The organism is Rhodococcus sp. K11/5 (assembly GCF_055193735.1).
Map to the genome: position 1 here is coordinate 631,076 of NZ_CM143721.1, position 26,387 is coordinate 657,462.

At 67.0% G+C, this 26,387-nt stretch carries 28 protein-coding genes; 16 read left to right on the plus strand and 12 right to left on the minus strand.

All coding sequences use genetic code 11. From position 1 onward, the window contains the following. The first annotated feature begins 25 nt into the window (after positions 1–25). A complete protein-coding gene (locus tag ACY466_RS03100; protein ID WP_463249761.1) occupies positions 26–1,408 on the plus strand; it encodes a wax ester/triacylglycerol synthase domain-containing protein in 1,383 nt (460 codons plus the stop codon). Positions 1,409–1,441: 33 nt separating this feature from the next. Here ACY466_RS03100 and ACY466_RS03105 read toward each other — a convergent pair whose 3' ends face one another. After that, the gene (locus tag ACY466_RS03105) at positions 1,442–2,875 is read right to left on the minus strand and encodes a sensor domain-containing phosphodiesterase (RefSeq protein ID WP_463249763.1); all 1,434 of its coding nucleotides are present in this window, start codon (positions 2,873–2,875) and stop codon (positions 1,442–1,444) included. 307 nt (positions 2,876–3,182) lie between these two features. Between ACY466_RS03105 and ACY466_RS03110 the strand changes: the two genes are divergently transcribed. Next, on the plus strand, positions 3,183–3,332 hold the full coding sequence (locus ACY466_RS03110) for a hypothetical protein (protein ID WP_463249765.1): 150 nt from the start codon (positions 3,183–3,185) through the stop codon (positions 3,330–3,332). Between the two features lie 19 nt (positions 3,333–3,351). On the opposite strand, the gene ACY466_RS03115 is transcribed toward ACY466_RS03110, so the two are convergent. Together ACY466_RS03115 and ACY466_RS03120 are read right to left on the minus strand one after the other, a co-directional pair. Continuing rightward, positions 3,352–4,353, minus strand: a complete 1,002-nt coding sequence (locus tag ACY466_RS03115) for an IS481 family transposase (protein WP_463249767.1) — start codon at positions 4,351–4,353, stop codon at positions 3,352–3,354. Between the two features lie 118 nt (positions 4,354–4,471). Then, positions 4,472–4,627, minus strand: coding sequence for a hypothetical protein (locus ACY466_RS03120; RefSeq protein WP_463249769.1), 156 nt, complete (start codon positions 4,625–4,627; stop codon positions 4,472–4,474). A 96-nt stretch (positions 4,628–4,723) separates the two neighbouring features. Here ACY466_RS03120 and ACY466_RS03125 point away from each other — a divergent pair, with 96 nt between their 5' ends. The 4 genes from ACY466_RS03125 to ACY466_RS03140 all read left to right on the plus strand — a co-directional run bounded on the left by ACY466_RS03125 (position 4,724) and on the right by ACY466_RS03140 (position 9,108). Beyond that, positions 4,724–5,674 carry an amidohydrolase family protein gene (locus ACY466_RS03125; RefSeq protein WP_463249770.1) on the plus strand — a complete coding sequence of 317 codons (951 nt, stop codon included), beginning with the start codon at positions 4,724–4,726 and terminating at the stop codon, positions 5,672–5,674. A gap of 127 nt (positions 5,675–5,801) precedes the next feature. Next, positions 5,802–6,773, plus strand: coding sequence for an AurF N-oxygenase family protein (locus ACY466_RS03130; RefSeq protein WP_463249772.1), 972 nt, complete (start codon positions 5,802–5,804; stop codon positions 6,771–6,773). A gap of 6 nt (positions 6,774–6,779) precedes the next feature. Further along, the gene (locus ACY466_RS03135) at positions 6,780–8,444 is read left to right on the plus strand and encodes an FAD-dependent oxidoreductase (RefSeq protein WP_463249773.1); all 1,665 of its coding nucleotides are present in this window, start codon (positions 6,780–6,782) and stop codon (positions 8,442–8,444) included. Further along, positions 8,407–9,108 carry a TetR/AcrR family transcriptional regulator gene (locus ACY466_RS03140; protein ID WP_463249775.1) on the plus strand — a complete coding sequence of 234 codons (702 nt, stop codon included), beginning with the start codon at positions 8,407–8,409 and terminating at the stop codon, positions 9,106–9,108. Before ACY466_RS03135 ends, ACY466_RS03140 begins: the two co-directional genes overlap by 38 nt. 4 nt (positions 9,109–9,112) lie before the next feature. Here ACY466_RS03140 and ACY466_RS03145 read toward each other — a convergent pair whose 3' ends face one another. Beyond that, entirely contained in the window at positions 9,113–10,795 is a 1,683-nt protein-coding gene (locus ACY466_RS03145; protein ID WP_463249777.1) for an HNH endonuclease signature motif containing protein, read from the minus strand. A gap of 76 nt (positions 10,796–10,871) precedes the next feature. Further along, positions 10,872–12,218 (minus strand): 2-hydroxycarboxylate transporter family protein, encoded by a 1,347-nt coding sequence (locus ACY466_RS03150; RefSeq protein ID WP_463249779.1) that lies wholly within the window; start codon positions 12,216–12,218, stop codon positions 10,872–10,874. A gap of 170 nt (positions 12,219–12,388) precedes the next feature. Between ACY466_RS03150 and ACY466_RS03155 the strand changes: the two genes are divergently transcribed. From ACY466_RS03155 to ACY466_RS03165, 3 genes are read left to right on the plus strand one after another with little or no spacing between them, the layout of a single operon-like run. Then, positions 12,389–13,612 (plus strand): CaiB/BaiF CoA transferase family protein, encoded by a 1,224-nt coding sequence (locus ACY466_RS03155; protein ID WP_463249781.1) that lies wholly within the window; start codon positions 12,389–12,391, stop codon positions 13,610–13,612. After that, positions 13,612–14,544, plus strand: coding sequence for a hydroxymethylglutaryl-CoA lyase (locus tag ACY466_RS03160; protein ID WP_463249783.1), 933 nt, complete (start codon positions 13,612–13,614; stop codon positions 14,542–14,544). Before ACY466_RS03155 ends, ACY466_RS03160 begins: the two co-directional genes overlap by 1 nt. 22 nt (positions 14,545–14,566) lie before the next feature. Continuing rightward, entirely contained in the window at positions 14,567–15,226 is a 660-nt protein-coding gene (locus tag ACY466_RS03165; RefSeq protein WP_463249784.1) for a GntR family transcriptional regulator, read from the plus strand. A 79-nt stretch (positions 15,227–15,305) separates the two neighbouring features. Here the strand turns inward: ACY466_RS03165 and ACY466_RS03170 are convergent, their stop codons facing one another. Beyond that, on the minus strand, positions 15,306–15,770 hold the full coding sequence (locus ACY466_RS03170; protein WP_463249786.1) for a hypothetical protein: 465 nt from the start codon (positions 15,768–15,770) through the stop codon (positions 15,306–15,308). A 143-nt stretch (positions 15,771–15,913) separates the two neighbouring features. Further along, positions 15,914–16,954: a LysR family transcriptional regulator gene (locus ACY466_RS03175; RefSeq protein ID WP_463249787.1), complete on the minus strand. Its 1,041-nt coding sequence runs from the start codon at positions 16,952–16,954 to the stop codon at positions 15,914–15,916. On the opposite strand from ACY466_RS03175, the gene ACY466_RS03180 reads away from it, so the two are divergent. Beyond that, a complete protein-coding gene (locus tag ACY466_RS03180) occupies positions 16,936–18,000 on the plus strand; it encodes a DMT family transporter (protein WP_463249789.1) in 1,065 nt (354 codons plus the stop codon). The two genes, ACY466_RS03175 and ACY466_RS03180, sit on opposite strands and share 19 nt — an antisense overlap. Here ACY466_RS03180 and ACY466_RS03185 read toward each other — a convergent pair. Continuing rightward, positions 17,906–19,087 carry an epoxide hydrolase family protein gene (locus tag ACY466_RS03185; protein WP_463249790.1) on the minus strand — a complete coding sequence of 394 codons (1,182 nt, stop codon included), beginning with the start codon at positions 19,085–19,087 and terminating at the stop codon, positions 17,906–17,908. The genes ACY466_RS03180 and ACY466_RS03185 overlap by 95 nt on opposite strands. Before the next feature lie 85 nt (positions 19,088–19,172). Between ACY466_RS03185 and ACY466_RS03190 the strand changes: the two genes are divergently transcribed. The 3 genes from ACY466_RS03190 to ACY466_RS03200 are packed head-to-tail and all read left to right on the plus strand — an operon-like array spanning position 19,173 to position 21,081. Beyond that, a complete protein-coding gene (locus ACY466_RS03190) occupies positions 19,173–19,682 on the plus strand; it encodes a MarR family winged helix-turn-helix transcriptional regulator (protein WP_463249792.1) in 510 nt (169 codons plus the stop codon). Next, the gene (locus tag ACY466_RS03195; protein WP_463249794.1) at positions 19,679–20,608 is read left to right on the plus strand and encodes an NmrA family NAD(P)-binding protein; all 930 of its coding nucleotides are present in this window, start codon (positions 19,679–19,681) and stop codon (positions 20,606–20,608) included. The genes ACY466_RS03190 and ACY466_RS03195 overlap by 4 nt, the downstream gene beginning before the upstream one ends. A 32-nt stretch (positions 20,609–20,640) precedes the next feature. Further along, entirely contained in the window at positions 20,641–21,081 is a 441-nt protein-coding gene (locus tag ACY466_RS03200; protein WP_463249795.1) for an SRPBCC family protein, read from the plus strand. A 28-nt stretch (positions 21,082–21,109) separates the two neighbouring features. On the opposite strand, the gene ACY466_RS03205 is transcribed toward ACY466_RS03200, so the two are convergent. Further along, complete coding sequence (locus ACY466_RS03205; RefSeq protein ID WP_463249797.1) at positions 21,110–21,256, minus strand: hypothetical protein; 147 nt, start codon at positions 21,254–21,256, stop codon at positions 21,110–21,112. A gap of 4 nt (positions 21,257–21,260) precedes the next feature. Further along, positions 21,261–21,941 (minus strand): HemK2/MTQ2 family protein methyltransferase, encoded by a 681-nt coding sequence (locus ACY466_RS03210; protein WP_463249798.1) that lies wholly within the window; start codon positions 21,939–21,941, stop codon positions 21,261–21,263. Between the two features lie 289 nt (positions 21,942–22,230). Between ACY466_RS03210 and ACY466_RS03215 the strand changes: the two genes are divergently transcribed. Further along, on the plus strand, positions 22,231–22,938 hold the full coding sequence (locus ACY466_RS03215) for a GAF and ANTAR domain-containing protein (protein ID WP_463249800.1): 708 nt from the start codon (positions 22,231–22,233) through the stop codon (positions 22,936–22,938). Here ACY466_RS03215 and ACY466_RS03220 read toward each other — a convergent pair. Then, entirely contained in the window at positions 22,935–24,254 is a 1,320-nt protein-coding gene (locus ACY466_RS03220; protein WP_463252123.1) for a WS/DGAT domain-containing protein, read from the minus strand. The two genes, ACY466_RS03215 and ACY466_RS03220, sit on opposite strands and share 4 nt — an antisense overlap. 116 nt (positions 24,255–24,370) lie before the next feature. Next, positions 24,371–24,967, minus strand: a complete 597-nt coding sequence (locus ACY466_RS03225) for a DUF1707 SHOCT-like domain-containing protein (protein ID WP_463249802.1) — start codon at positions 24,965–24,967, stop codon at positions 24,371–24,373. On the opposite strand from ACY466_RS03225, the gene ACY466_RS03230 reads away from it, so the two are divergent. After that, complete coding sequence (locus tag ACY466_RS03230; RefSeq protein WP_463249804.1) at positions 24,966–25,199, plus strand: hypothetical protein; 234 nt, start codon at positions 24,966–24,968, stop codon at positions 25,197–25,199. The two genes, ACY466_RS03225 and ACY466_RS03230, sit on opposite strands and share 2 nt — an antisense overlap. Before the next feature lie 76 nt (positions 25,200–25,275). Further along, the gene (locus tag ACY466_RS03235; protein ID WP_463249806.1) at positions 25,276–26,022 is read left to right on the plus strand and encodes a polysaccharide pyruvyl transferase family protein; all 747 of its coding nucleotides are present in this window, start codon (positions 25,276–25,278) and stop codon (positions 26,020–26,022) included. Positions 26,023–26,387 lie beyond the last annotated feature (365 nt).

A 26,387-nucleotide genomic window follows, 5' to 3' on the forward strand; every position in this document is an offset into this window, starting at 1 on the left:
AACGCTCCAGCACTTCTCGAGCCGAATGAACGCCGTGGATGCGACGTTTCTCCCTTCTGTCCACTTCGAGGGGTCCAGTGATCAGTACCTGACTCTGATCTTCGACACGTCGTCGCTGTCGGAAGCCCCGACGACGGACGAGGTCCGCGCTCACGTCGTCGATCGGGCTCGGGACATCGACGCACTGCATCGCCGCGTCGTGAACCCGGCCGGTCATCTGGACTACCCGATGTGGGTGGTCGACCCCACGGATGTTCGGCTCCGCGTCGTCGCGGCCGCCGACGGCTGCATCGACTGGGCTACGTGCGTCGACAGGCTCGCCGCACTGTCGGAGAGCGCGCTGGACCCCACCCGACACACCTGGCGGCTGCACGTGTTCCCCGAGGTCACCGGGGCGCCCGGATGTGCAGCCACAGCAACGGTGATCGTTCTGCAGCTCAGCCACACCCTCGTGGACGGCCGCGGAGCGATGTCGTTGGCGCGCGCGCTCTTCGGTGCCGACGCATCGGCCGAGACTCCGTCGGTGCGCGCCGCGACCCACACTCCTGGTCGCGCGGAACTCGCGGTGCGCAGTCTCGGGCGGTGCGGGCTCAGGTCGGCGGGCGCCCCGGCGGCACTGATCGAATCCACTCGCGCGTCGCGCCGAAGCCGTGCGCTGCAGCATCGGGGTGCGCTCCCGCCCGACCCCACCCGGCGACCGCCCGCCGGGTTCAACAACCCGCCGGGTCCGAGGCGTGCGGTGTCGATCGTGTCGCTGCCGGTGCGGGAGCTGAAGTTGCCCGGACTGACGGTGACGCACGGTGCGCTCACGGCCGTGTCGATCGCGATGGAGCGCTTCGCGCGCGACCACGACGATCCCGCAGCGTGCGAACTCGGCGCCCACGTCACGGTGGGGGTGCCTGCGGGCGTTCGATGGAGCGCGAACAACCGCTTTCTGCCCGCGATGGTGTGTCTCGGCACCGGGAGCGCCGACGTGCGTGAGCGTGGAGCGAGGATCAAGGCGTCCCTCGACGGAGAGATCGCTCGCCTGTCCAATCCGGATGTGTTGCGCCAGTTCGATGTTCCGAACCGGGTGCCCAGACCGGTGCTTCGTGCGATGGAGCCGCGCAGCTCCGCGCGGCCTGCGTCGGTCCTGGCCCACACCTCGGTGACCAGCCTGAACCGTGGACCCGCGGACCTCTCGCTGTGCGGTGCACCGGCGGTGTCGACTGCCGGCTTCCCGGCGCTCTCTCCCGCCGGGAGCATCTCGCACGGGCTCTACACACTCGGTGACACCGCGACGTTCAGCGTGCTGACCGCGCCCGAGTCCTTTGCCGACGCCGAGGATTACCCGCAGTATCTTCGCGAGGCGCTTGACGACGTGCGTGCCTCGGTGAACACGAAAATCGTGGACCCCCACACCTGCTGAGCAGGCGTAGAAGTCCACGATCCCCCGACGCAGTCAGTCGATCAGTTCGAGATGCGGTGGCGACACCGGCTCGGAGCGCAGTTCCGGCAACACGCGGCACATCAGCGACCGCGCGGCCGTGACCACCAGTTCGCGGTCGTAGGTGTGCAGGAATTCGAAGCGCCGGTCGCTGTCCGGCCCGGAGTCGCCGAGATCCCGCGCGATCAAGGCGGCGAAGTGGTGATGGCCGACCACGGTGATGGTCCACTCGTGCACGAACGGCTCGTCCGGCTGCAGTTCCGCGCCCCGCACTCCCGGCGCCGGCTCGGCCGCGATTCCCACGCCCAGCGCGGCGACGAACGAATGCCTCTCGGCGAGCTGCCGGTACTGCTCGGCAACGACCGGCGTGAAGAAGTCCATGTCCTGGAAGGCCGAGATGACGGTCAGAGGCTCGCTCGAAGCCCGCGCCCGTTGTTCGATCTGTTGCGTCAGGGCGATGATGAGCGATTTGCGCCCAACGGTGGACGGAGCGGTACCGAACAGCTCGGACGGGACCGCGGGTACCTGCCCGCCGACGTAGCCGGGTGCTGTGCGGCGCGCGGGCAGTTCCCACCCCGGGTCGGTGTCGGCCAGGTCGTCCGGCAGCGGGCCCGGTCGCCCGAACATCCAGCCCTGGCCCAATACGCACCCGTATGCCTGCGCGCGTTCGAGATGTTCGGTGGTCTCGATGCCCTCGGCGAGAAGAACGGCGCCGGTCGCGTCGACGTGCGAGCGGACGGCGGACAGGATGGTCGCGCGCTCTCGCGAGGGATCACGGGCGACGAGGGCGCGGTCGAGTTTGATGATCTCGGGTGCGATGTATTCGAGCAGCGTCAGGGAATCGGGGTGCGCACCGACGTCGTCGAGGGCGATGCGGCAACCGACGGACCGGGCCCGACGGATCTGGGCGAGCAGGGCGCCGGGGTCGGACAACAGCGATCGCTCGGTGAGCTCGAGTACGACGGTCAGTTGCTCGTTCGCCCGCCGGAGCAGCTCGCACGCGTAGTCCGGAATGACGTCGAGGGTGTCGGGTTCGATGTTCAGGAACAGGGCGTGCCTCGGCGTCATCGACGCGTTGAGTGCGCCCTCGAGGCCGGCGAGACGCGCGGCCCAGTCGACGTCGAGGAGCATGTGTCGGTCCGCGGCGGCGAGGAAGACGGCCGCGGGGTCGACGGTGGGGAACCGGGGCCAGCGAGCCAGTGCTTCGAACCCCATGGTGACGCCGGTGCGTAGATCGATGATGGGTTGGTAGGCCGATCGCACGTCCTGCGGGTCGGCCATAACGTTGTCGACGTCGTTCGGTTCGTGAGTGCCGTGCGTTCGTGCGATGACGCCGGGACCGCGCCGAGCGCGACGGGCCAGCTGACGCCAGGTGTCGCGGACATGGGGGTCCGCGGACAGGGGGTTCGTGCGGGCGACGGTGTCGCCGCTGGTGCCGTTCGGATGCATCGCGTGCACTCCTGCGGTCGTGCTGCGGTGCGCGGTGACTCTGCGGCCCTTCTGTCAGAACCGTAAGGATCGCGCTCTGTACCTATACCCCGGGCGACGAAGAATTTCGATCGTCGGCGCAGCGGTTGGCAGCACCGAGGATTCCGGCTCGGCTGGTGGCTCAGCTCTTCAATTAAGGCCCGGTTTCGGTCCGTTGTCAAAGGATGTGCCCCGAGCAGTCCGGCTCGAAGATCCTCGTTCGTTTCTTTCGCGCATAAAACAAACGCATAACTTGTTTTACCGGCCACCGGGTCATACCCTCCCACGCATGCGAGCGGTAAAAAGGACACGGGATCGTTCACGACGCGGAATTCGGGCGCCGGGAGCATTGTCGGCCGGGCAGATACTTGCGCTGGTCGCGTCGATCACGCTTCTGCTGGTCGCGCTGGGCGCGACCGCCGCGGCCGGCTTGCTGTGACGCTCCGCAGACAGAGGGCCTAGCTGTATGAGGCCATGACGTTGGTGACGCCAGCGGTGAGCCGTGATGCTGGTGGTTGGTTCCCGGCGGCAGTGTGAGGTCGATGGTAGTTGTAGTGCACGTTCCAGATCCTCAGGGCGTCCTCGCGCTGGTGTTCGGAGAACCAGGTTCGGGCGTAGAGGAACTCTTCGGCGAGGATCCTGTTGTAGCGCTCGACTTTTCCGTTGTGGCGCGGGGTGTACGGGGTGATGCGCTGGTGCCTGGACCCGAGCAACGCTCGGGCGAACACCTCGGCCCGGTAGCAGGACCCGTTGTCGGTGACCAGACGTTCGATGCGGTCGATGCCGTGCGCGGCGAAGAACACCCTTGCCCGGTGCACGAATCCCACTGCTGTGACGGCTTTCTCGTCTGCGAGGGCTTCGGTGTAGGCCAGGCGGGAGTACCCGTCGACCGCGGAGTGGAGGTAGACGTAACCGGCTCTCGCGCCCTTGGTCTTGGCGCGGTCGACGGCTTTGGCTTCGGCGCTGCCGCGGCCGTGGGCGCGCCATCCTCCGCCGTCGGGGATGCGCCCGACCTTCTTGATGTCGACGTGGACCATGTGGCCGGGCCGGCGGGCGACGATCGTGCGTGGGGTGCGGTTCGTCTCGCCGGTGGGGTCGAGGAATCGGCGTCGGTTGATGCCCAGGTGATCGAGGTGGCGGGTGACGGTGCGCCGGCTGATCTCGATACCGTCCCGCTGCAGCTCGAACGCGATCCGCGACGCGGGCCACTTCTTCTCGCGGCGGAAGCGTTCGATCCGCACGACCACCGAGGGGTCCGCGGCGGTGGGCTGACGGTGCGGGGCGCTGGAGCGGTCCTCGAGGCCGAGGTCGCCGAACTCGCGGTACCGGTGAACCCACTTGGTGGCGCACGCGCGAGAGATGCCCATCTCGGCGGCGACGTGCGCGATGGGCCGGGTGCGGCACCGTTCGACGAGTCGGCGGCGGCCTTCCGGGGACAGTGGGGCATTACGGTGTGTCACGACAGGTCTTTCTGGTCGGCGGACGAGTTGGTGGTACTTCTCATCCTGCCTACCGGGAAGACCTGTCCCACTACGGGGACGCATCACCGCGTGACTACAACCTCATGACCCGCAACACCTAGCGCGAGACGTCGACCCGTATCGGAACCGGCGAGGTGGATCGCTCGATCTTGCTCGCCCGGTCGATGGCCATCCCGCCCCAGGCGCCGAGGAGCAGCGCGAGCGAAGTCCACACCATCAGTATCGCCAGCACCACCAGCATCATCGTTGCCATGAACCGAGAATGACACCGGCGCGGGTTCGTCGAAACCCCCGCAGCGCGATCGTGCCCGTTCCGACCGTCGAATCGTTATGCGGCATCATCGATCCGGTGACCCCCCACGATGTGACCCCGAGCACTCCCTACCTCAGCGCCCCGGACCCCAGCGCCCCGGAACCCAGCGTCGCCGACACCGAGCACGACGTCGCTCGCGTGCGCGCTCTGCTCGCCGACGTGGGATTGACGTCGATGTGCGACATCCATACCCATTTCATGCCGCACGGGGTCCTGGCGAAGGTGTGGAGCTATTTCGACAATGTCGAGTCCCGCCTCGGGGAACCGTGGCCGATCACCTATCGCATGGACGAGGACGCGCGCACCGAACGGCTGCGGCGCTACGGCGTCGAGAAGTTCACGTCCCTTCTCTATCCCCACAAGCCGGACATGGCGCAATGGCTCAACACCTGGGCGGGGGAGTATGCCGACCGCACCCCGGATTGCGTGCGCACCGCCACCTTCTACCCCGAGCCCGACGCCGATGCCTATGTTCGCGCGGCCATCGAGAACGGTGCGGGAATCTTCAAGGTCCACGTGCAGGTCGGCGATTACGACGTGCACGACGCCTTTCTCGACGGAGTCTGGGGACAGATCGAGGACGCGCAGCTGCCGGTGGTGATCCACTGCGGATCGGGTCCCGAGCCCGGTCGCTTCACCGGCCCGGCGCCGATCGACGCACTCATGGTCCGGTTCCCTCGCCTGCGACTGTGGATCGCGCACATGGGGCTGCCCGAGTACGCGGCGTTCCTCGACCTCGCCGACAAGTACCGGTCGGTGTGCCTGGACACCACCATGGCGTTCACCGATTTCACCGAGCGCATGGCGGAGTTCCCGGTCGATCAGAAGCCACGGTTGCTCGATCTGCAGGACCGGATCCTGTTCGGGTCCGATTTCCCCAACATCCCGTACACCTACGCTCACGCCGTCCGCAGCGTCCTGGAACTGGGACTCGGCGACGCCTGGTCGCGGGATGTGCTGCACCACAACGCAGCGCGTCTGCTCTAACCCCGGCGGGGCACCCCCCGGCTCTTGCGTGCAACACCATGTTGCAGTAACTTTGCCCGCAACAGCATGTAACACCTAACACCCCGTCACACGTACCGGGGTCGGAGCCACTGGGAGGTGCACCGCGATGACGATGACAACCGAGACCCGCGCGGACTACGAGCAGACGCTGCGCGTGCTGTCCGAAGCGTCCGTGACTCAGCACTTCGACGCGTTCGTCGACATCCCGTGGAACGACCCCGAGTACGCGATGATCCCCGACGATCCCCGCTGGATCCTCCCGGCCGTGGATCCGCTGGGCGGCACCGAGTGGTACCGGTCGCAGACCGTCGAACGGCAGATCGAGATCGGCATGTACCGCCAGGCCAACATCCTCAAGGTCGGGCTGCAGTTCGAGCAGATCCTCATCGCCGGCATCATGAACTTCGCGCTGCGCCTGCCCAACGGCACACCGGAGTTCCGCTACTCCACGCACGAGGCCACCGAAGAGTGCCACCACACCCAGATGTTCCAGGAGATGGTGAACCGCATCGGCGTCCAGGTGCCGGGTGGCCCGTGGTGGTTCCGTCGCGTCGGGCCGCTGCTCCCCATCGCCGCCGGCATCATCCCGTTCGGCTTCTTCGTCGGCGTGCTCGCCGGTGAGGAGCCGATCGACCACACGCAGAAGGCGATCCTGCGCGCGGGCAGTGTCCAGCACCCGCTACTGACCCGCATCATGCAGATTCACGTGGCGGAGGAGGCGCGGCACATCGGGTTCGCGCACCGCTACCTCGAGCACCAGGCCCCCAAGCTCTCCAAGCGTCAGCGGATGGTCATGTCCGTGCTGACCCCGGTGGTCATGCGGGTGCTGTGCGACGTGATCATGAAGCCCAGCAAGGAGGTTCAGCGCGAGCTGGGCATTCCGCGCGAGGTGGTGCAGCAGGTGTGGTGGAGCGACGAGGAGTCGCGAAAGACGTTGCGCGACATGTTCGGTGACGTGCGCATGCTGTCCGAGGAGATGGGCATGATGAACCGCGTCTCGCGTCGGGTCTGGCGTCTGATGAAGATCGACGGCCGTCCGTCGCGCTTCCGCAGCGAGCCCGCCTCCGCCGCGGCCTGACCGCCCGTGCCCCACGTCGTCACCCAGTCCTGCTGTGCCGACGCCTCGTGCGTCGTCGCGTGCCCGGTCAACTGCATCCATCCGGCGCCGGGTGAGCCCGGATTCGGTACCACCGAGATGCTGTTCGTCGACCCCGCCACCTGCGTGGGCTGCAGTGCCTGTGTGACGGCCTGCCCGGTGGGCGCCATCGTCCCCGACACCCGGCTCACCGTGGAGCAACTGCCGTTCTCGATCATCAATGCCGAGTACTACCAACGCAATCCGCACGCGGATCGCACCCCGCTCGCCCTCGTTCCGAAGCAACGACGACTGACCCGACGCGGTCCGTTCCGCGTCGCGGTCGTCGGTGCCGGTCCGGCCGGGCTGTACAGCGCGGACGAGTTGCTCAAGCATCCCGAGGTCGAGTCGGTGGACGTGTTCGATCGGCTCCTCACCCCGCACGGTCTGGTGCGCCACGGCGTGGCACCCGATCACGCGACCACCAAGCAGGTCACCGCCCTCTTCGACGCGATCGAGGATCAGCCCGGCTTCCGCTACGTCCTCGGCGCCGACGTCGGCACCCACGTCACCGCCGACCAGCTCGGCCGCGCGTACCACGCGGTGATCCACGCCGTCGGTGCCTCCGCGGACCGCGCCCTGGGGGTCGACGGCGAGAGCCTGCCCGGATCCATGGCCGCCACCGAACTCGTCGGCTGGTACAACGGCCACCCCGATCGACGCACCACCGCCGTGGACCTGAGCCACGAGCGAGCCGTGGTGATCGGCAACGGCAACGTGGCCCTCGACGTGGCCCGCATCCTCACCCGCGATCCCCAGTGGTTGCACACCGCAACCGATCTCGCGCCCGACGCGCTCGAGGTTCTGCGGTCGAGTGCCGTGCGCGAGGTGCAGATCATCGGTCGACGCGGACCCGCCGAGGCCGCGTTCACGATGCCCGAGCTGGTGGGCCTGTCGACCCTCGACGACATCGACGTGGTCATCGACGCCGATCCCCAGCTGTTGACGGGCACGGACCAGCGCAGCCGACTCCTCGCCGAGATGGCTGCCCGCCCCGCTCCCGCGCTTCCCGCACCCGACGGCACCCGCCGCCGCATCGTCCTCACCTTCGCCGCGTCGCCGGTCGAGATCCTCGGCACCGATCGCGTCACCGGAGTTCGGTTGGTGCGCAACGCACTTACGCGCGACGCGGACGGCCGGGTCACCGCGACCCCGACCTCCGACGAGTACACGGTCGACGCCGGACTCGTGGTACGCGCCGTCGGCTTCCGTGGCACCGAGGTCCCCGGCCTGCCCTTCGACGCGGACCGCGGCATCGTGCCCAACGATCGTGGCCGGGTGTCCGACGGGCACTTCGTCGTCGGCTGGATCAAGCGCGGTCCGCGCGGCTTCATCGGCACCAACAAGACGGACGCGCAGGAAACCGTCGAGCAGGTTCTGGATCATCTCGATTCCGGGTCCGCCGCCCCCACCACCTCGCCCGACGCGTTGCTGGCGGAGACCTGCCCGCATGCCGTCGGACTGGCGGGGTGGCGACGGTTGGACCGCGCCGAGCGGGAGGCGGGTCATGCGGCCGGCCGGCCGCGAGTGAAGATCGCCGACCCGGACCGGCAGGCTCGTGAGATGCTTCGCAGCGATGGGTACCGATCAGTCGACTCCCGCCGACGGGCGTAAGCGCCGCTGGGAGCAGCACAACGCCGCGCGGCGGCAGCGCGTGATCGACGCTGCGCTGACGGTGTTGGATCGGGACGTGCAGCCGGGGGAGTGGGCGTCGGCGCAGCAGATCGCCGACGAGGCGAAGATCCACCGCACGGGCATCTACCGCTATTTCGACGACCGCGCGGATCTGGACGTCGCCATCCAACGTGTGATCTGCGAGGGTCTGCGCTCGACCCTGACGGATTCCGTCACCCTGGAGGGCACCGCGCGGTCCGTCGCGCAGCGGGTGGTCGACGCCTACATCCGGTGGGTCGTGGCCCACCCTGCGTGGACCCACGTCATCGAGCAGAACGTGACGGGCGCGGCGGAATCGCCGTTGCAGGAGACCATCGCTCGCGTGGCGGAGAAGATCGAGATCGCGGTGCAGGGCTTCCTGGCGCTGGTCGATGCAGACCTCTCCGAGGACGATCTGAAGTTGGTGGGCCCGTGGGTGTCCAGCCTCATCTCCGGTGGGGTCGGCGCGGTGCGCACCTGGCGGGCGCAGGACGACGCCGTCGATCTGAACACCTTCTCGCTGTTCCTCGCGGACATCATCTGGATGCAGATCACCGGACTCGGTGCGTCGCGCGGCGTGCAGATTCCCGACGTCCCGCTGGAGCAACTGTTCGAGGAACAGTAGCGCCTCAGGGCATGGGTGTGCCGTCGTCCGCGCAGAGGTATTCCTGGGCGTGGTGGTAGTGGTTGACTCGCCCTCGGCGTAGTGGGTCGATGATGGCCGGTGGGTGCCATTGGGTGCGTCCTTCGTAGGGTTGCCCGGGTGGGACGGTGCTGGTGGCCCATCCGAGTGGGCCGTCGTTGACCATGGGGTGGTGGCGGTCGCAGGCGAAGGTGAGGCGGCCGATGTCGGTGGTTCCGCCGTCTTTCCATTCGTCCATGTGGTGGACCTGGGACATGGTGGCGGGGCGCTCGCAGCCGGGTGCGCTGCATCCTCGGTCGGAGCCGATGAGGACGATGCGTTGGTTCTCGTCGGCGATGCGTTTGCTGCGTCCGAGGTTCAGGGGGCATCCGGCGTCGTCGTAGATGGCGAGGTAGTGCCGGGCGTGCGAGCCCATGCGGATGACGTCGCGGATGGGGAGGATGCCGCCGGTGGCGGTGGTGGCGAGGCCGGCGCCGCGTTCGAGGTCGGCGAGGGTGGTGGTGACGATGACGGTGACCGGCAACCCGCGGTGTTGGCCGAGCTTTCCGGAGGCGAGCATCTGGCGCAGGAGGGTCTTGAACGCGTCGTGCAGGCGTTGGGGGCGGGTGCGCAGATCGCGCGGACGGGCGGCGGGTTCGACAGTGTCACCGCCGGCAGTCTCACCACCGTCGGTTGCGGCGCCGTCGGATGCATCACCGTCGGTCTCATCACCGTCGGTCTCATCGCCGTCGGGTGCGTCGACGACGGGTGTGGGGTCGTCGGGGTTGCACATGCCGGGTTTGGCGAGTTTGCTCGCGATCGCTTCGGCGTACGACCATGTTTCGGCGTCGAGGACGAAGCGTCCGGAGACCATGCCGTCGCGGCCTTGTTTGTCGGGGAAGATGCCGCGTTTGCGGACGCGTTCGGGTGGGAGCTCGAATTCGCCTTCTTCGACGATGTGCGCTCCGATGCGTTCGGCGACCATCGACAGCTCCGAGGGCTTGAGTTCTTCTGCGGCGGCGCCGAGGTGGCGTTCGGCGTCGGCGCGCACACCCGCATCGACCGCGGCGGGCAGGGTCTTGAGGAATTTGCGGATGACGACGACGTGGGCGTGGTCGATCACCCCGCGGCGCAGCTGCTTCGCCGTGGTGGGCAATACGGGTGCGAGTGGGTCCCCGGCGAGGGTGGTGCGATCACCGAGGTCGGCGGCTTCGGCGATCCGCCGGGTGGCGGCGGAGCGGTCGATGTTCAGGATCTGGGAGAGGGCGTCGGCTTTGCGGGCGCCGACCTGATCGAAGCCGTGTTGTTCGAGGAGCTCGTTGAGCCAGACGTAGCTGCGGCCCAGGCGCGAGCGGGTGACGGCTTCGTCGCGCACCAACAGCGCCAACCGGTCCGCGGTGTTCAGGTGCTTCGTCCCGTACGCGGCGAGTTGGCGGGTGATGTCCTCCTGCGCGGCGATGAGGCGGGCGAGTTCGGGGTCGCCGATGACACGCGGAGTCGACACCTTCTGCGCTGAATCCTGCTGGGTCGAATCCTGCTGGGTCGAATCCTCCCGCGCTGAATCCTCCCGCGCTGAATTCTGCTGGGGCGCAGCAGGAGCGGCGGTGGCGGCAGCATCGTCCGCTGCGGCCCCCCGCACCTGTGTGTCGACGGTGTCCGTGGTGGATCCGCCGCTTCCCCCCGAAAGCATGGATCGAGATTAACCCCTCCCACCGACAAAGTCGAACATATGTTCGATATTGCCTACATGGACGCAAACGTGCAGATCAGAGCACCAGCGGCCCAAGAAGCGACAGCGTCAGAACCACGATCCCACCCCCGATGCGCGAGGAGATCGACAGGAACGGGAGCAACTCCAGACGGTTCGCCGCACCGAGGACGGCGAGGTCACCGCTGGAGCCGAAGTCCGCCAGTCCGAGCCCGCCGGAGATGGCCGACTCGATGAAGTGCAGGTTGACCAACCACCCGATGAAGCCCGCGGCAAGCAACGCGACGATGACGACGCTGATCGTGGAGATCATGTAGACGGGGTCGTTCAACAGCGAGATGACTTCGCGAAAGTCGATTGCCACGATGCTGATGGACACCAGGATCGCCGGAATGAACGCTGCAGCGATCAGTCGGTACCAGAGGTCTGCACCCTCGACGAGAAAGTCGGGGAGCGGTACGAAGATCTTCGCGACGGCGCACAGCGCGATGAGGAAGACATAGGTGTGGATGGAGGGGAAGAAGGACGCGATCGCGTCGGCCACCATGAACAGTGCACCCGCGGTGAAGAGTCCGATGACGGTGCCCCGAACCGCGTCGGCCGGATCCACCTTTCGGGCGATGGGAGCTTTCAGGATCGCCGATGTCGTCGCCAGCTCGCCGTCACCGTTGAAGTTGCGGAACAAGTCCGGCTTGCGTCGACCGAGCCACGCCAGCGTGCCGGCGGCTGCGATGCAGACGATGTTCGCAACCACCACGGCCGGAACCAGCTGCGTCAGATAGCTTTCGGACGTACCGCCGACGTTCTGGGCGATCAACTCGGAGATGGGGATGGCGCCCGCCGCAACGCCGCCGCCCAGTACCGGGCCCACCACGAAGAACAGCATGTTGCCCAGGCCGTAGCCGGTGACGTGGCCGATGAGCCCGAAGAGGGAGAAGCAGATGGCGATGGTGGCGATGATCGGCACGATGATGCGCGAACCGGCCTTGATCAACAAGGTGCGGTTCATGCCCAGGATGCTGCCGACGATCAAGGCGGCCACGACGAATTCGCCGAACGAGGACAGATCGTAGAAGTTCGAGATGGCCTCGGCGGTCCGCTCGGGCATCAAGTCGTAGCTGTAGAGCACTGCGGGAACGAGGATGGCGAGGATGATGCCGCCGCCGATCCGATTGAAGTACGGGATCGCGTTGCCCGCGACCACCAGCAAACCTCCTGCGGCCATCGTGATGGCGAACCCGGCGGCCATTCCGCCTGCCGGTGTGAACAGGTACGCCAAGACCACGATCACCAGCGCCATGGGGACGAACCACAGCAAGGGCAGGCCCAGCGTCGAACTCAGGTCTTTGGTGGTTTCGGACGTGTCGGAGGCGGTGTCGGGTTCTGCGGATCCTGCTGGTGTCACGAGTGCTCCTCGGGGAAGGGGGCGACGAACGGTTGTCGCCGAGCGCTTCCGAACCGTATGTGTTGCGCATCACTTCGTCAAACGATTGTATACATTTGTCGCATTGGACGTAGGTTCGGGCCAGTCCGAACGCGAGTAACCGCGCATAGTGAGTACAACAGGAGGCAGTGATGGACGAACAAGAACCGACTCGGAGCACGTCCGCGGGTCCGCTGGAGGGCCTGCGCGTCGTCGAGATGGGACAGCTGCTGGCCGGACCGTTCTGCGGGCAGATCCTCGGCGACCTCGGCGCCGACGTGATCAAGCTCGAGCAGCCGGGCAAGGGCGACCCGCTCCGAGAATGGGGACACAGTCTTCCGGGCGGCGAATCGCTGTGGTGGTCGGTGGTCGGTCGGAACAAGCGGTCGGTCACGGTCGATCTGCGAACGGAGAAGGGACAGGCCCTGGCCCGCACACTCATTGCGAAGGCCGACATCGTGGTCGAGAACTTCCGGCCCGGGACCCTGGAGAAGTGGGGACTGGGGTACGAGCAGCTCGCCGCCGACAATCCGGGATTGATCCTCACCCGAGTGTCCGGCTTCGGTCAGACCGGACCGTATTCGTCGAGGGCCGGCTATGGCTCCATCGGCGAGGCGATGGGGGGTCTGCGTTACGTGGTGGGCGACCCGTCCACACCACCGTCCCGCGTGGGTATTTCCATCGGCGACACCTTGGCCGCCGTGTTCGCCGCCATCGGCACCCTGGGCGCGGTGTACGAGCGAACCCGTAGCGGCAGAGGACAAGTGGTGGACTCCGCCATCTACGAAGCCGTGTTGGGCATCATGGAGTCGGTGGTGCCGGAGTGGGTCGTCGCCGGCTATCAGCGCGAACGCAGCGGCGCGATCCTGCCGAACATCGCCCCGAGCAACGTGTACCCGACGGCGGAAGGCGGGTGGATTCTCATCGCCGCCAACCAGGACACGGTGTTCGCCCGCCTCGCCGCGGCCATGGGCACCCCGGAACTGGCGACGGACCCTCGCTACAGCACGCACACCGCCCGCGGGGAGCGCCAGGTGGAACTCGACGACCTCATCGCCGAGTTCACCGTGACGCACGGCGCCGCGGAACTGGAGGAGTTGCTGCTCGCCCACTCCGTTCCCGTCGGGAAGATCTACCGACCGTCGGACATGTTGGAGGACAAGCAGTTCATCGCACGCAAGAGCATCATCGAGACGTCGCATCCCACGATGGGGACGGTGCCGATGCAGAACGCGTTCCCCCGGCTGAGCCGCACCGACACCGGTGTCCGTTGGCCAGGGCCGGCGCTCGGTGAACACACGGACGAAGTCCTGGTCTCCGTCGGCGGGTTCAGTGCCGAGGACGTCGAGTCGCTTCGCGCCGAGGGGACGATCTGATGCTTGTCGACGCGCTGCCGCCCACTGCGACCCTGGTCGATGTCGGCCTTCGCGACGGACTTCAAGCCGTGTCCGAGTTCGTTCCCACCGACCTCAAGGTCGAGATTCTGTACGGCCTCGTCGACGCGGGATTCACGACGTTGGAGATCACCTCGTTCGCCCATCCCAAGGTTCTTCCCCAGTTCCGTGACGCCGAGCAGGTGATCGAGAACGCACCCCGGCGCGACGGGGTCCGATACAAGGCCCTGGTTCCCAATCTTCGTGGCGCCGAACGTGCCTGCGAGACCGCGATCGACGAGATCGTGGTGGTCATTCCCGTCGACGAGGGCATGGCGCGCAAGAACCAGAACTCGACTCCCGAACAGCTACTGCAGGAATTCGACACGATCGTTGCGAAGGCGCACCACGCGGGGAAGACGGTCAGTGCCGCCGTGGCCACGGCCTTCTTCGCCCCCTGCCGAGGCCCGGTCCCTCCATCCGAACTTCGGAGCGTCGTCGACCGCGGAACCGACTCGCTCTATCTGGCGGGAACCAGCGGGATGGAGACGCCGGCCGAGTTCGAGTCCGGCATCGCCGACGTCAAGACGCGGCATCCCGGTGTTCCGGTCGGCGTCCATCTGCACAACCGCAACGGGCTCGGGGTTCTCAACGCCGTCGCGAGTCTGGCGGCGGGCGCGGACTGGCTCGAAGGCTCGTTCGGCGGCCTCGGCGGGGACATGTGGTTTCCCGGCGACCCGTCGGTGCTGGGCAACGTACCGATGGAGGACGTCGTGGAGACGTTCCACGCCATGGGAATTCGGACCGGCGTCGACGCTGCCAGGTACCTCGAGGTGGTACGTCACGCGGAGGGTGCGACGGGGGTTCCGTCGTATTCGTTCGTCACCCGCGGTGGAACGCGCCAAGAGCTGGCAGACGCGACGTGGCCGTCGTGACCGAGATGGGTGGGGACGCAGCATGTCCGAACTGAGCGACGCGATCTTCGAGCTGATCGTGGCCGGCGAGTACCTGCCGGGCGAGAAGCTGAACGAGGTGGATGTGGCCGGCCGACTCGGCGTGAGCCGCACACCGGTGCGCGAAGCGCTGAAGAGTCTCGCCAACACGGGTGTGGTGATCGTCGAGAAGAACAAGGGTGCTCGGGTGGCCGAGCACTCGCAGGAATCGGTCGAGGCGGCCTACGCGGCCAGGTCTCTGATCGAGCCGTCGGCGGCAAAGCTCGCCACCGGGCACCTGACAGGCGAGGATCTGGCGTCACTGCGCGAACTGGCGGAGAAGATGTACGCATCGGTGACCGGCTCGACGAACATCGCCGACATCTCGACGATGAACAACGAATTCCACGCGGCGATTCTGGCGAGGTGCCCGAACCGGCACATCGCGGAGATCGCCATGGGCATGCTCAAGCCCATCGTCGCGTCTCGAACGTTTCGCAGCTACACCCCGACCGAGCTGTTGCGCAGCGCGGTCCATCACCTCGAGATCGTGGATGCGTTGGAATGTGGCGACGCGGAGTGGGTAGAGGCGATCATGAGGGCTCATATTCGGTCCGGGCTCCACCGAGCGCGGGGCCGGGACGTGACTCCGAGCAGGCCGACCCCCGAAGACGGTCTCCCTTGACTCGGTGAGTGGTGTGCCTCCAGACCACACCGGGGGACGAGGGGGAGTCCAGGGTCGTTCTCGCGGAGTGAGAACTGGGTCACATGCCCGTCGGTGGCAGGGCGGCAGTCTCGCCCTTCCCGACAGCCTCGGACACCCGGTCGAGCGTCTCCCGGATGAGGTCCCCGTACGCGTCCGACGGCAGCGAGGACACCCCCGCCCGCGCCGAGTCCAGATGCTCGCGAGCCGCGTCGAACGAGCCGAGTCGGCGATAGTCGTCCGCCAGGTTGAGGTGAAGCGAAGGGTAGAACGCCTCGAGGTTCGCATCCGCATCGGCGGCGTCGAGCGCCCGCACGTCCCAAGCCAGGGCCTGAGCGGGGTCGGTGAACAGATCGGCCAGATAGTGCGCAAGTGAGCAGCGGTGCAACGGGTTTCCGCCGACACCGATCCGGTGCCAGACCTCGAGGAGCCGGGTGCGGGCCTCGTCGACGTGGCCGTCTCGCCCTCGCCCGACGGCGTCGGTGATGGCGGTCATGATCGGATCCGTGTCAGCCGGTTCGGTCATGGGGCGTGCTCCTCCAATGTTGGTTCGTGAGTCTGCGCCAGGATCGGCATGGTGAGCGTGGTCATCTCGAACCACAGCTCGACCGGAGGCCCATATCGACGGGAGCCGCCAGCAAATGATCGACCCGTGTTCGCACCCCGACGCTAAGGACCGATCTCGGCAGGCGTCGGGCCGTTCACCCGGAGTCGGAGCAGTTCGACCATCCGCACCACGGCCGGATTGTCGGCGATCACGTCGCGGACGCGTACCGAGACGTGCCGGCTCGGGGTGGGGTTCGTTATCGGGACGGCGACGACCGAGCCGGGCAGCACGTCGAGTCCGAGCCCGGGCAACACCGTGATTCCGATCCCCTCGGCCACGAATCGGATCGCGGTGGGATAGTCGTGCGTTTCTACGCCGAAGCGCGGAGTAAAACCCGCTGCGGCACAGGCATCCAGCACCGCCGTCCGGCAAGGTCCGCGGGCGACGTCGTTGTCGACCCACTCCTCGTCGCGGAGTTCGACAAGTTCCACCGACGTCCTGTCGGCGAGATCATTCGTCCGCGGTACCACCGCGAAGTAGGGCTCGGACAGTAGTCGGAACGACTGGTAGCCGGTCAGGTTCGTCGATTCTGCACCTTCGACGTAGATCTCCACATCAGGTGGACTCGACGACTCGTCACGCAGCTCGATCAGCCGCAGGTCGAGGCGCAGGCGGGGGAACTCGCGCGTCAACGACGCGACGATGGGTGGGACCCACGCGGCGCCCGCCGATGCGAAGTAACTGATCGCCAGCGTCCCCACCCGGCCGTTGCGGAGATCTCCGACCAGTGCGTCGAGATCGGCAAGGCGTTCGAAGACCAGCGAACTCCGATCGGCGAGGATGCGTCCAGCGGTGGTGGGGACAAGGCCTCGCCCCCTCTTTTCCACCAGCACGAGGCCGGTTTCGCGCTGGAGGGCCGTGAGGTGCTGACTGATGGCAGACGGGGTGTAACCGAGCCCGGACGCAGCTCCGGCGATGGATCCATCCGCGACCACAGCGCGGAACACACGAAGGCGATGAACGTCGATCACAGCGACAACACTACTGTCCAACTGAAGTGTTGTGTAGAACAAGTCGCTTGTGCTTATCCGTTGGGCTCGGGACTCTGAACACCATGAGCTTTCGACGTGGATGGGACAGAGGTATGACAGGCCGGATCGCACTTCCCACTCCCGCTGTGGCGGCGGCAATCGTGACGGTCCTGCTGTGGTCGTCGGCGTTCGTCGTCATCCGATCGATCGGCGAACAGTTCTCCCCCGGTGCGATGGCGTTCGGTCGGCTGTTGGTGGGTCTCCTCGGACTGTCGGTGTTCGCGCTTCGATATCGCCGTGCGATCCCGAGGGGTCGGGCGTTGGGACTGGTGATCGGCTACGGGCTGCTGTGGTTCGGCGGGTACACGGTGCTTCTCAACTGGGCCGAACGTCATCTCGACGCGGGAACCGCTGCACTCCTGGTGAACTTCGCGCCGATCCTGGTCGCTGTCTTTGCAGGGCTGTTCATGGCCGAAGGCTTCCCGAGGCCACTGGTCATCGGCATGGTGGTCGCCTTCGCCGGAGTCCTGCTGATCGCCGCGGGTGGCAGCGGCGGCGGCACCAATGATCCGATCGGAGTGGTTCTCGGACTGGTCACCGCGGTGCTGTACGCAGCGGGGGTGCTGATGCAGAAGGTCGCGTTGAGAACCGTCGACGCGTTCACCGCGACCTGGGTGGGATGCATGGCCGGTCTCGTCGCGACCATTCCGTTCGCGCCGCAGGCCGTCGGGGAGATCGTCGAAGCACCGGTGGGCTCGATTGTCGGCGTCGTGTTTCTCGGTCTCGGCCCGACGGCGATCGCGTTCACCACCTGGGCGTACGCCCTGACCCGCACCGACGCAGGGAAGATGGCGGCCACCAGCCTCACGGTGCCTGCCATCACCATCTTCTTGTCGTGGATCTTCCTCGGAGAGGTGCCGACCGCGCTCGGTCTCGTCGGCGGAGCCCTGTGCCTCGGTGGTGTCGCCCTGAGTCGACGGAGTCCGAAGTCCCAAGTCCTTCCGTCACGCAGCAACGCCCACAGCACGTTCGACCGTCGCCGGGCCGACACCAACACGGCACGATCCGATCACACGAGCGCGTTCACCGGCACCGACGAAACGTTTCCCGAATATCGGCGACCAGCAACTCCGGCTGCTCGAGGAGGGCGAAATGCCCACCCCGAGCGACCTCGTTGAAGAAGACGAGATCCGTGTACCGTTTCTCCGCCCATCGGCGCGACCGGCGGACGTACTCGCCGGGCATGACGCTGAGCCCCACCGGCACGGTCAACGGATTCTCGATGGTGCCGGGACCGGACCAGCCGGATCGGCCTGCCTCCCAGTACATTCGCGCGGCCGACGCGGCGGTGTTGGGCAGCCAGTAGAGCATGATGTCGTCGATCATCTCGTCGAGGGAGAAGATCTTCTCGGCGTCGCCGTGCTGGTCGTGCGTGCCCCCGACGTCCTGGAACATGGCGTAGATCCAGGAGGCGAGCCCGACGGGTGAGTCGGTGAGGGAGTAGCCGATGGTCTGCGGTCGGGTCGACATCTCCTGCGAGTAGGCCGACAGGACCTGGTGGTAGTAGCCGCTCTCCTGCATCATCTCGTGCTCGTCCGGTGTGGCGGCGCGGGCTTCGTCGTCGGTGGGCATGAACTGGGCCATGTTCAGGTGAACGCCGGCCAGGCCGATGCCGTCGGCAGCCTCGAGTGCGGCGAGTTCCGCCGTGACCGACGCGCCGAGGTCGCCTCCTTGGGCGAACCAGCGTGCGTACCCGAGGCGGTCCATGAGCGCCGCCCACGCCTTCGCTGTTCGGTGGAAGTTCCAGCCGGTCTCGGTCGGTTTCGACGAGAAGCCGAACCCGGGGAGACTGGGGATCACGAGGTGGAAGGCGTCGTCGGCTGTGCCGCCGTGGGATTCGGGATCGGTCAGCGGAGCGATGGCATGGCGGAATTCGAGGACGGAACCCGGCCAACCGTGCGTGAGCAGCAGCGGCCGAGCGTCCGGGACGGCGGAGCGAATGTGGAGGAAGTGCACGTCGAGTCCGTCGATGCGGGTGGTGAACTGTCCCCAATCGTTCAGGAGCGCTTCGGTTGCACGCCAATCGTATTCGGTCGACCAGTGCTCCACGAGCGCGGTGATCTTCGCGAGCTGCGGCCCCTGTGAGGTGTCGTCGACGGTCTCGGGTTCGGGCCAGCGGGTGTTCAGGAGGCGCTGCCGGAGGTCGTCCAACTGGGCCTGCGGGATGTCGAGGGTGAAGGGGCGGATGGCGGTGGCGTCGGTCATGGTCTCGTCTCGTGGAGGGCCGATGTTCATATGAGAACAAGATCATCATGGCACAAGACGATCTCCAAGCAGTACAGTTGTTCGCATGGACGATTCGTCAACCGCCGGCGTGCCGCATATCGACTGGGCCTCCGAGGGCATCGAAACGGAGCTCGGCTGGGCTCTCCCGGCGATGTATCAGGGGTTCTCCCGGTCCGCGGTGGGCGCGGTCGCCGACGTACCGGGCGGACCGCGGGGCTATCAGGTGCTGGTGGCGATCACCACCGAGGCGCCGTCCTCCCAGTTGGCGCTCGCGCAGCGCCTCGGAATCGACAAGACCCAGATGACCTACGTGATCGACGCGCTCGAGGCCGGCGGGTTCGTGGAGCGTCGCCCCGACCCTCGGGATCGACGGATTCGGCAGGTGCACCCCACGGATACCGGGAGATCGTTGCTGACCTCCGCGCGCTCGGCGCTCCGCGGCGTCGAGGGTGTCCTCATGCGGCACCTCGACCCGGACGAGCAGACACAGCTGCGTCGACTCCTGGCTCGGGTTGCCCTCGGTGCCGGCGACGTCGAAGGCTGCATCACCCACGACTCGAAGGGCACCCCATGACCCGTACCGTTCTCGTCGCCGGCGCCACCGGTGATCTCGGTCGCCGCATCGTCCGTGAACTCCTCCACCACGACGTCCGGATCCGAGTCCTCACGCGTCCCGGAAACGCCACCGCAGCAACACTGTTCGGCCACGACGACCGCATCGACATCGTCGCCGCCGACTACACCGACCCGGCAGCGCTGACCACCGCCGCGTCCGGTGCGGACGTCGTCGTCTCGGCCGTCAGCGGCGTCCGTCCCGTGATCGTCGACGCCCAGCGCGCCCTGTTGACCGCGACCGTCGCCGCCGGGGTACCCCGATTCATCCCGTCGGACTACTCGGCCGACTACCGCTCGATCGCCCCCGGCAGCAACCGCAACTTCGAACTCCGACGCGACTTCGCCGCCGATCTCGACGCCGCACCCGTCCGCGCGACGTCGATCCTCAACGGCATGTTCACCGATCTGCTCACCGGTCAGGCGCCCATGATTCTCTTCGGCCGTCGACGGGTGCTGTTCTGGTCCTCGGCCGATCAGGTTCTGGACTTCACCACCAAGGACGACGTCGCCCGCGTCACCGCCCTCGCGGCCCTCGACGACGACGCGCCTCGGGTCATCGAGATCGCCGGCGATCGGATCTCCGCGCGCGACGTGGCTCGGACGGTGAGCGAGCTCACCGGAACCCCCTTCGCGCTGCAGTGGGCCGGCACGACGGGGACGCTCTCGGCCATGGCCGCAGTCGGCAGGCGGCTGTCGAAGAATCCCGACGAGACCTTTCCGGCCTGGCAGGGGATGCAGTACTTCGTCTCCATGTTCAGCGGGCACGCGCAGCTGCGGCACGTCGACAACGAGCGCTACGGGCCCCACACCTGGACCACGGTGCGAGATGTTCTCTCGGCGCATCTCGCCGCAGCAGCGCATCCGCCGCAACGTACACCGGGCTGACATCCGAGCCGTCGTAGGGCACGATGACCGCCATGTCACGCGGCAACGAACGCATCGTCGACGCGAGCGTCGACACGGTCTGGGCGGTCCTGGCCGACGGGTGGACCTACGCGACGTGGGTAGTGGGCGCGTCCCGGATCCGGTCGGTCGACCCGTCCTGGCCCGCGCCGGGATCGTCCATCCATCACTCGGTGGGGGTGTGGCCCGCTGTCCTCGACGACAGAACATCGGTGGTCTCGGTGCGCGCGAAACGAGAGTTGCAGTTGCGTGCCAAAGCGTTTCCGTTCGGCACCGCGCACATCACCCTCGCGCTGGAACCACACGGCACCGGGTGCCGTGTTCGGATGATCGAACACGCAGCCCATCCGCCGCACTCCTGGATTCCGGACGCGGTGCAGCACGCAGCGGTGTATCCCCGCAACGCCGAGGCGTTGCGCCGACTGGCGCTACTCGCGGAGCGCCGCACCGGCTGATCCACCGACCACGTCGCGGGTGAACCGGTCATGACTCTCCCAACCCCATGGTGCGTCGCCACCACCGCTCTCGATCGGGTTTGTCGGGCCAGACCACTTCGACCTCGGCGGGATCGGGTTCGGTCGTCTCGGAACCGTCGGGATGGTCCTGCTCCGGCGGATGGGCGATGGTCACGGCGTCACACCGAATGCTCTGCTCTGATGACCAGCAGTTTTTCGTGACGACGGCCGGGCTCGAGAATCCCGCGCTCTTCGAGCCATGCCGCGCGGTCGTGCATCACGGGGCCGAACGGAACGACGCGGGTGTCCACGATCTGCGCCGACAGACCGTTGTCCCGCAACCGGGCCAGAGTGGTCGACGGACCGGAGAACTCGGACTGGACCATGAGCAGCACCCCATCCGGTGCGAGCAGGGTGCGTGCGTGGTCGCACAGCGCGTCCAGCACGAGTCGGCCGTCGACGTCGGCGTCCCACGCACGATGGACGCCCATGCCGGCCGGGGTGTGGGGCGAGGGGACGTACGGGGGGTTCGAGACGACCACGTCGAACGGACCCTCGGCCACCGCATCGTCGAAGGACCCCAACCGCACGTCGACGGCCGCCCCCATCGCCTCGGCATTGCCCGCTGCGCACGTCACGGCGTCGGGATTGATGTCGTAGGCGGTGACGGACCTCGCTCCCGCGAGGGCGGCGTGCACGGCCACGATCCCGCTCCCCGTACAGAGGTCGAGAACGCGTGCACCCACCACCGCGTCGAGGTCGGATACGGCGTCGCACAGCAGATGTGAGTCGTCCTGCGGTGCATACACGCCCGGCGCCACGGTGAAGCGGTGTGCTGCGGGTGGGTCGATGGTTGTCATGGCGCCTCCGGGCGACTGGGATCGTTCGAGGGGTGGCCGGCGTCTGTCAGCGGTGTCTTCACGTGGCCCAACTTCGGTGATCGGTGTGACGAAACATGTAAACTCCTCATCAGGAACCACTGGGTACGTTCCGGCTACCCTTTGATTGGCTTCTGAAAACCACTGCAACGCAACGACTTACGCCAAAGAATCTGGTTCGGGTTGCCGACTTCGGCGTGCGCCGACTCCTTCACGGGCGGCAGCCCCGAGAACCGAGGCTGTTGCGAACCGACTCGCGAGGAGAACGTTGATGGACGACGATCGGTCGGCCGAGAGAATCGATCTGGGTCGCGCGCTGACCGAGGCCACGCGCGAGTTCTTCCATCCCGACAGTGTCGAGAGCACCTTCGCGGGGGTGACGGCGAGCGTGACCCGGCTGATGGAGTCGGCAGACTGTGCGGACATCCTCGTCGTCGAGGGCCGGCAGACATTTCGGTCGCACGCCGCCACGAGCGAGCTGCCGGTGCGCATCGACCGGTTGCAGGAGGAACACCACGAGGGACCGTGTCTCGATGCCGCCCGCCGGGACACCATCGTGCGGTGCGACGACTTCGAGGTCGACACGCGGTGGCCGGATTTCGGGCGCGCGGCGGTGCAGGCGGGTGTGCGCAGTTGTCTGTCGATTCAGCTGTACACCAGCGGCAAGGAGGTCGGCGCTCTCAACGTGTTCGCTGCCGCTCCGAACGCATTCAGCAATGAGGACGAAGAGCTGGGGGCCATGCTGGCGACCCATGCGGCCATCGCGGTGTACGCGGCGACCAAGAACGAACAGTTCGAGTCGGCCCTCGCGTCACGAGATGTGATTGGACAGGCCAAGGGGATGCTGATGGAGCGGTTTGGGGTCGACGCGGTACGGGCCTTCTCGATGCTGGCGAAACTGTCACAGGATTCGAACATCTCCGTACCCAAGCTCGCGGCGCAGGTCGTGCACCTGGGATCGGAACGCCCTCAGTCCTAACGTTCGCGGGTGTAGGTCGGCGAGAACGGGACGGCGCGGGTCAGACGTCGGCAGTAGCCGTCGATGTCCGGTAGGACGGTGGGATCGGTGAGCAGACCGATCGTGACCCGGTCCCCGATCACCGCGACGCTGTGGGTCAGGGCAATTCTCGGTGAGAGCATGGGAAAACCGGTCGAGAAGCGAAACGCCGCGCCGATTCCACGCGGCTCCGGCGCGGCCCGCACGGCGGTACTGATGACCGTGTGGCCGCCGATCGCACCCCCGCCGCCGGGACGGCGTACGGACCGGCGAACGAGGCGCGAGACCACCACAGGTGGAAGCGCCTCCACCAACTCGTACCGCGCCAAGTTCTCGGGCGCGAACGCCACCGTCCGTGCGCGGGAGACCGCGGCGCGCAGGGACAGTGCGCGCTCGTCGGTGTCGCGGATATGGGCGTAGAGGGGAATGGATGTGGACACGAAACGATTGCTCGACGACCATTCGACCCCCGGTGGCAACACCAGCGTCAGATAGGCCGCGAGGGATTCCCGCACATCGTGGTCGCCGTTCTGTTCGGCGTGATCGGCCATCGCCTCGGAAATGGCTGCCAGCACTCGGGGCACCACGAGTGGTTCACCCTGCGTGTCGAACGTAAGTATCCGTACGACTCTCTGGTCGCTCGGCTGCGCGTTGTACAGCAGCGGTGTCGGTGGCCGATCGTGATCCGGCGATGGGTTAGGGGTGCGCCGCAGCCTCCAGGCCGTTCGAGCCGATCGGAGCAGATCGGCGGGTAGTCGGGCTGCACCGCGACGTGCCATCCGGCTCGGCGAGTCGGTGTCCGGCGGTGAGAGTTGCGGCATCGGAACGTCGCTGTCGAACAGCACCGACTGTATGGCCAGCGACAGCATGAAACCCGCACCCAGTGCGTGCGAGGCGTGCACCACCACCAGGGTGTCGGCACCGGCCGGACCGTCGGCGACACCCCACAACACGTGGACCTGCCACATCTGCTGTTCGGGATCGAGGGGAACGCGGACGATGTCCGAGAAGACGACGAGCGTTTCGGCCCACGTCGACACCGTTCGAGGCAGGACACGACCGGGGTCGAACACCGGGTCGCGGCCGATCGCCGGATGGCTCAGATCCCCGCGTACCCGGGTCACGGTCCGATGCAACAACGGTGTCTGCGCATATCGCTGTGCGAACAGAATGCGAATCGTGTCGGCCGGGTCCTCGTCGGATCGCGGCCATTCGAAGGCGTAGACGAGATGCTGATCCGTGGACGATGGCGAACCGTGCGCACGAGGGTAGAAAAAGGCGGCGTCTTTGGCCGACATCGGGCTCACGAGGAGATCATGCACGGTTTATGTGCCATTGGTGGCCGATCGACCGTCGGATCAGAAGCAGTCAGGCGCACGACGCCGCAGTCGCGGCAGCTGTGAGTCGAACCGGGTCACCCACTCCGCTTGACGGTCATGCTCGACCACCCGGACAACGATCCCCGCACGTCGATCACCGCGCCACCCGCCCGCGTCGGCGGCCCGGCCTTGTCCTTGATCTTCGTCATGCGCGACGTGTCGAGATCGGACACGCGGATCTCCTGATCGGGCCCGACGCGAATCTTCACGGTGGCGGTGGACATCTGCAGATTGAGAGTCACCAGGGGAGCGGGGAACGTCGCCAACGAGAAGTCGAGGTCGAGTGTGCCGGCGGAGCCGGTCACCAGCATGGTGGCCGGAACGGCCCAGACGCCCTTTCGTCGCAGCGAGTCCCAGTCCGCTTCCCACTCCACCGGGGCGGCCGTGGACTCGGCGGGCACCACCACGCCCGACGGGTGGGCGTCGGGAAAGAGATGGCCGGCCACGGGCAGATCCGCCACCGACGCACGAAGCTCGCCGCGGGTACGGGCCTCGTAGATGACGGTCGAGCGTTCCTCGAACTCGACGACCTGCAGGTAGCCGTGCGAGAAGGCGTCGTTGAGGAGGGAGATGGCGCGTTCGCGTTCGGGGGTGCCGACGCGGATGGCGTCGTCGGGCCGGTCGTCGGACATGGCCGACACTCTAGAAGAACGGACAGAGGACCGGCATTACCGACGCACTGGGCAACCCCGGGCCATCGACGAGACGGCAAGCGTGAAGAGCTGCGACGGCGCCGGCTTCGCCGAACTTACTATCGGCCTCGAAACAGCGAAGGTTTCGGACAAAAGCACCACAAACCAGATCGACGGCATATCATCAGCGCACGAGATCCGCCGGACGGCCGTCCGGTCGGCCGGTCCGTGAATCATGGATTGTCGGGGGCAGTGGTGCACGCCCGCAATATCTGTCGGTCGCAAACTCGATACTCGATGTCGACGCGATGACCGGAACCGAAGTGGTGCAACGGAACCCGGCGCGGCTGGTCGGCCGACGTCATCGTTTCGGTGACCTTCTGGGGGCGATGATCGTCGCCGAACTCGCAGCACGACGCGGAATAGATCTGGTGCGCGGACCGACTCGACGACTGCGCGGCGCCGGATCGATTCTGGAGCTGGCTCGGGCGGGCGACGTGGTGTGGGGTTCGGGAAGTACCGGCGTCCCCGCCCAGTGCGACAGCGGTTTCTCCGCCGTCGACGTGCGCGCAGTGCGGGGCCCGTTGTCCGCGGCCTGGCTACAGGATCAGGGCGCGGTGGTGCCGCCGGTATTCGGTGATCCGGCACTGCTGGTGGCGGAGCTGTGGCCGGCAAACCCGCGGGAAATGTGCAAGCGGTGGGACTACACCATCGTTCCCAATCGGTACGACGCGAGGGCGTTCCGTCGCAACGCGCACGCGGCGATGCCACAGTGGCCGTTCGCGGACATTCGCCGCCGGATTCTCGGAAGTCAGTTGGTGGTGACCAGTTCGTTGACCGGGCTCGTGGTGGCGGAGGCATACGGCATCCCGACGCGGTTGATTCGGCACGACGGTGAGTCGATTTTTCGGTTCGAGGCCTACTACCGGGGAACCGGCCGGGAGCGCTTCGAGCCTGCCGGCGACGTGCGGGACGCCGTGCGCATGGGAGGTGAAACGCCGTCGCAGTGGACGGCGACCGCCCTGCTCGAGGCGTTCCCGGCCTCGGTCTGCTGACCTTTCGCGTCACACACGTTTCGTCGTTCGACGCGTACCGTCCGGTTCCCTGCCCCTGTGGGGGTTCGTGACGCAGGTTTCCCCGCTCCGAAATCGCCGAAGTGATCGTCCGGTAGCGGGTACCGCGAGCAGCGGTGTGCCCATCTCGCCCCGCCGCACCCACGCATGGCCCGACCGCGCGCCCCGGTAGCGGTCATCGGACGGCAATGGCCCGCCTTTCCCGTCGAAAGGCAGGAAATGGGTCCAGATATACACCGAAAATATCCTTTCGACAATTACGCCGTTATCGGTAGCTAAGCCATTAACCACCCTTTAAGGTGAGGGCGAAATGGTCGGCCGTCGGCGGACCACTGAGGGCATCCGGG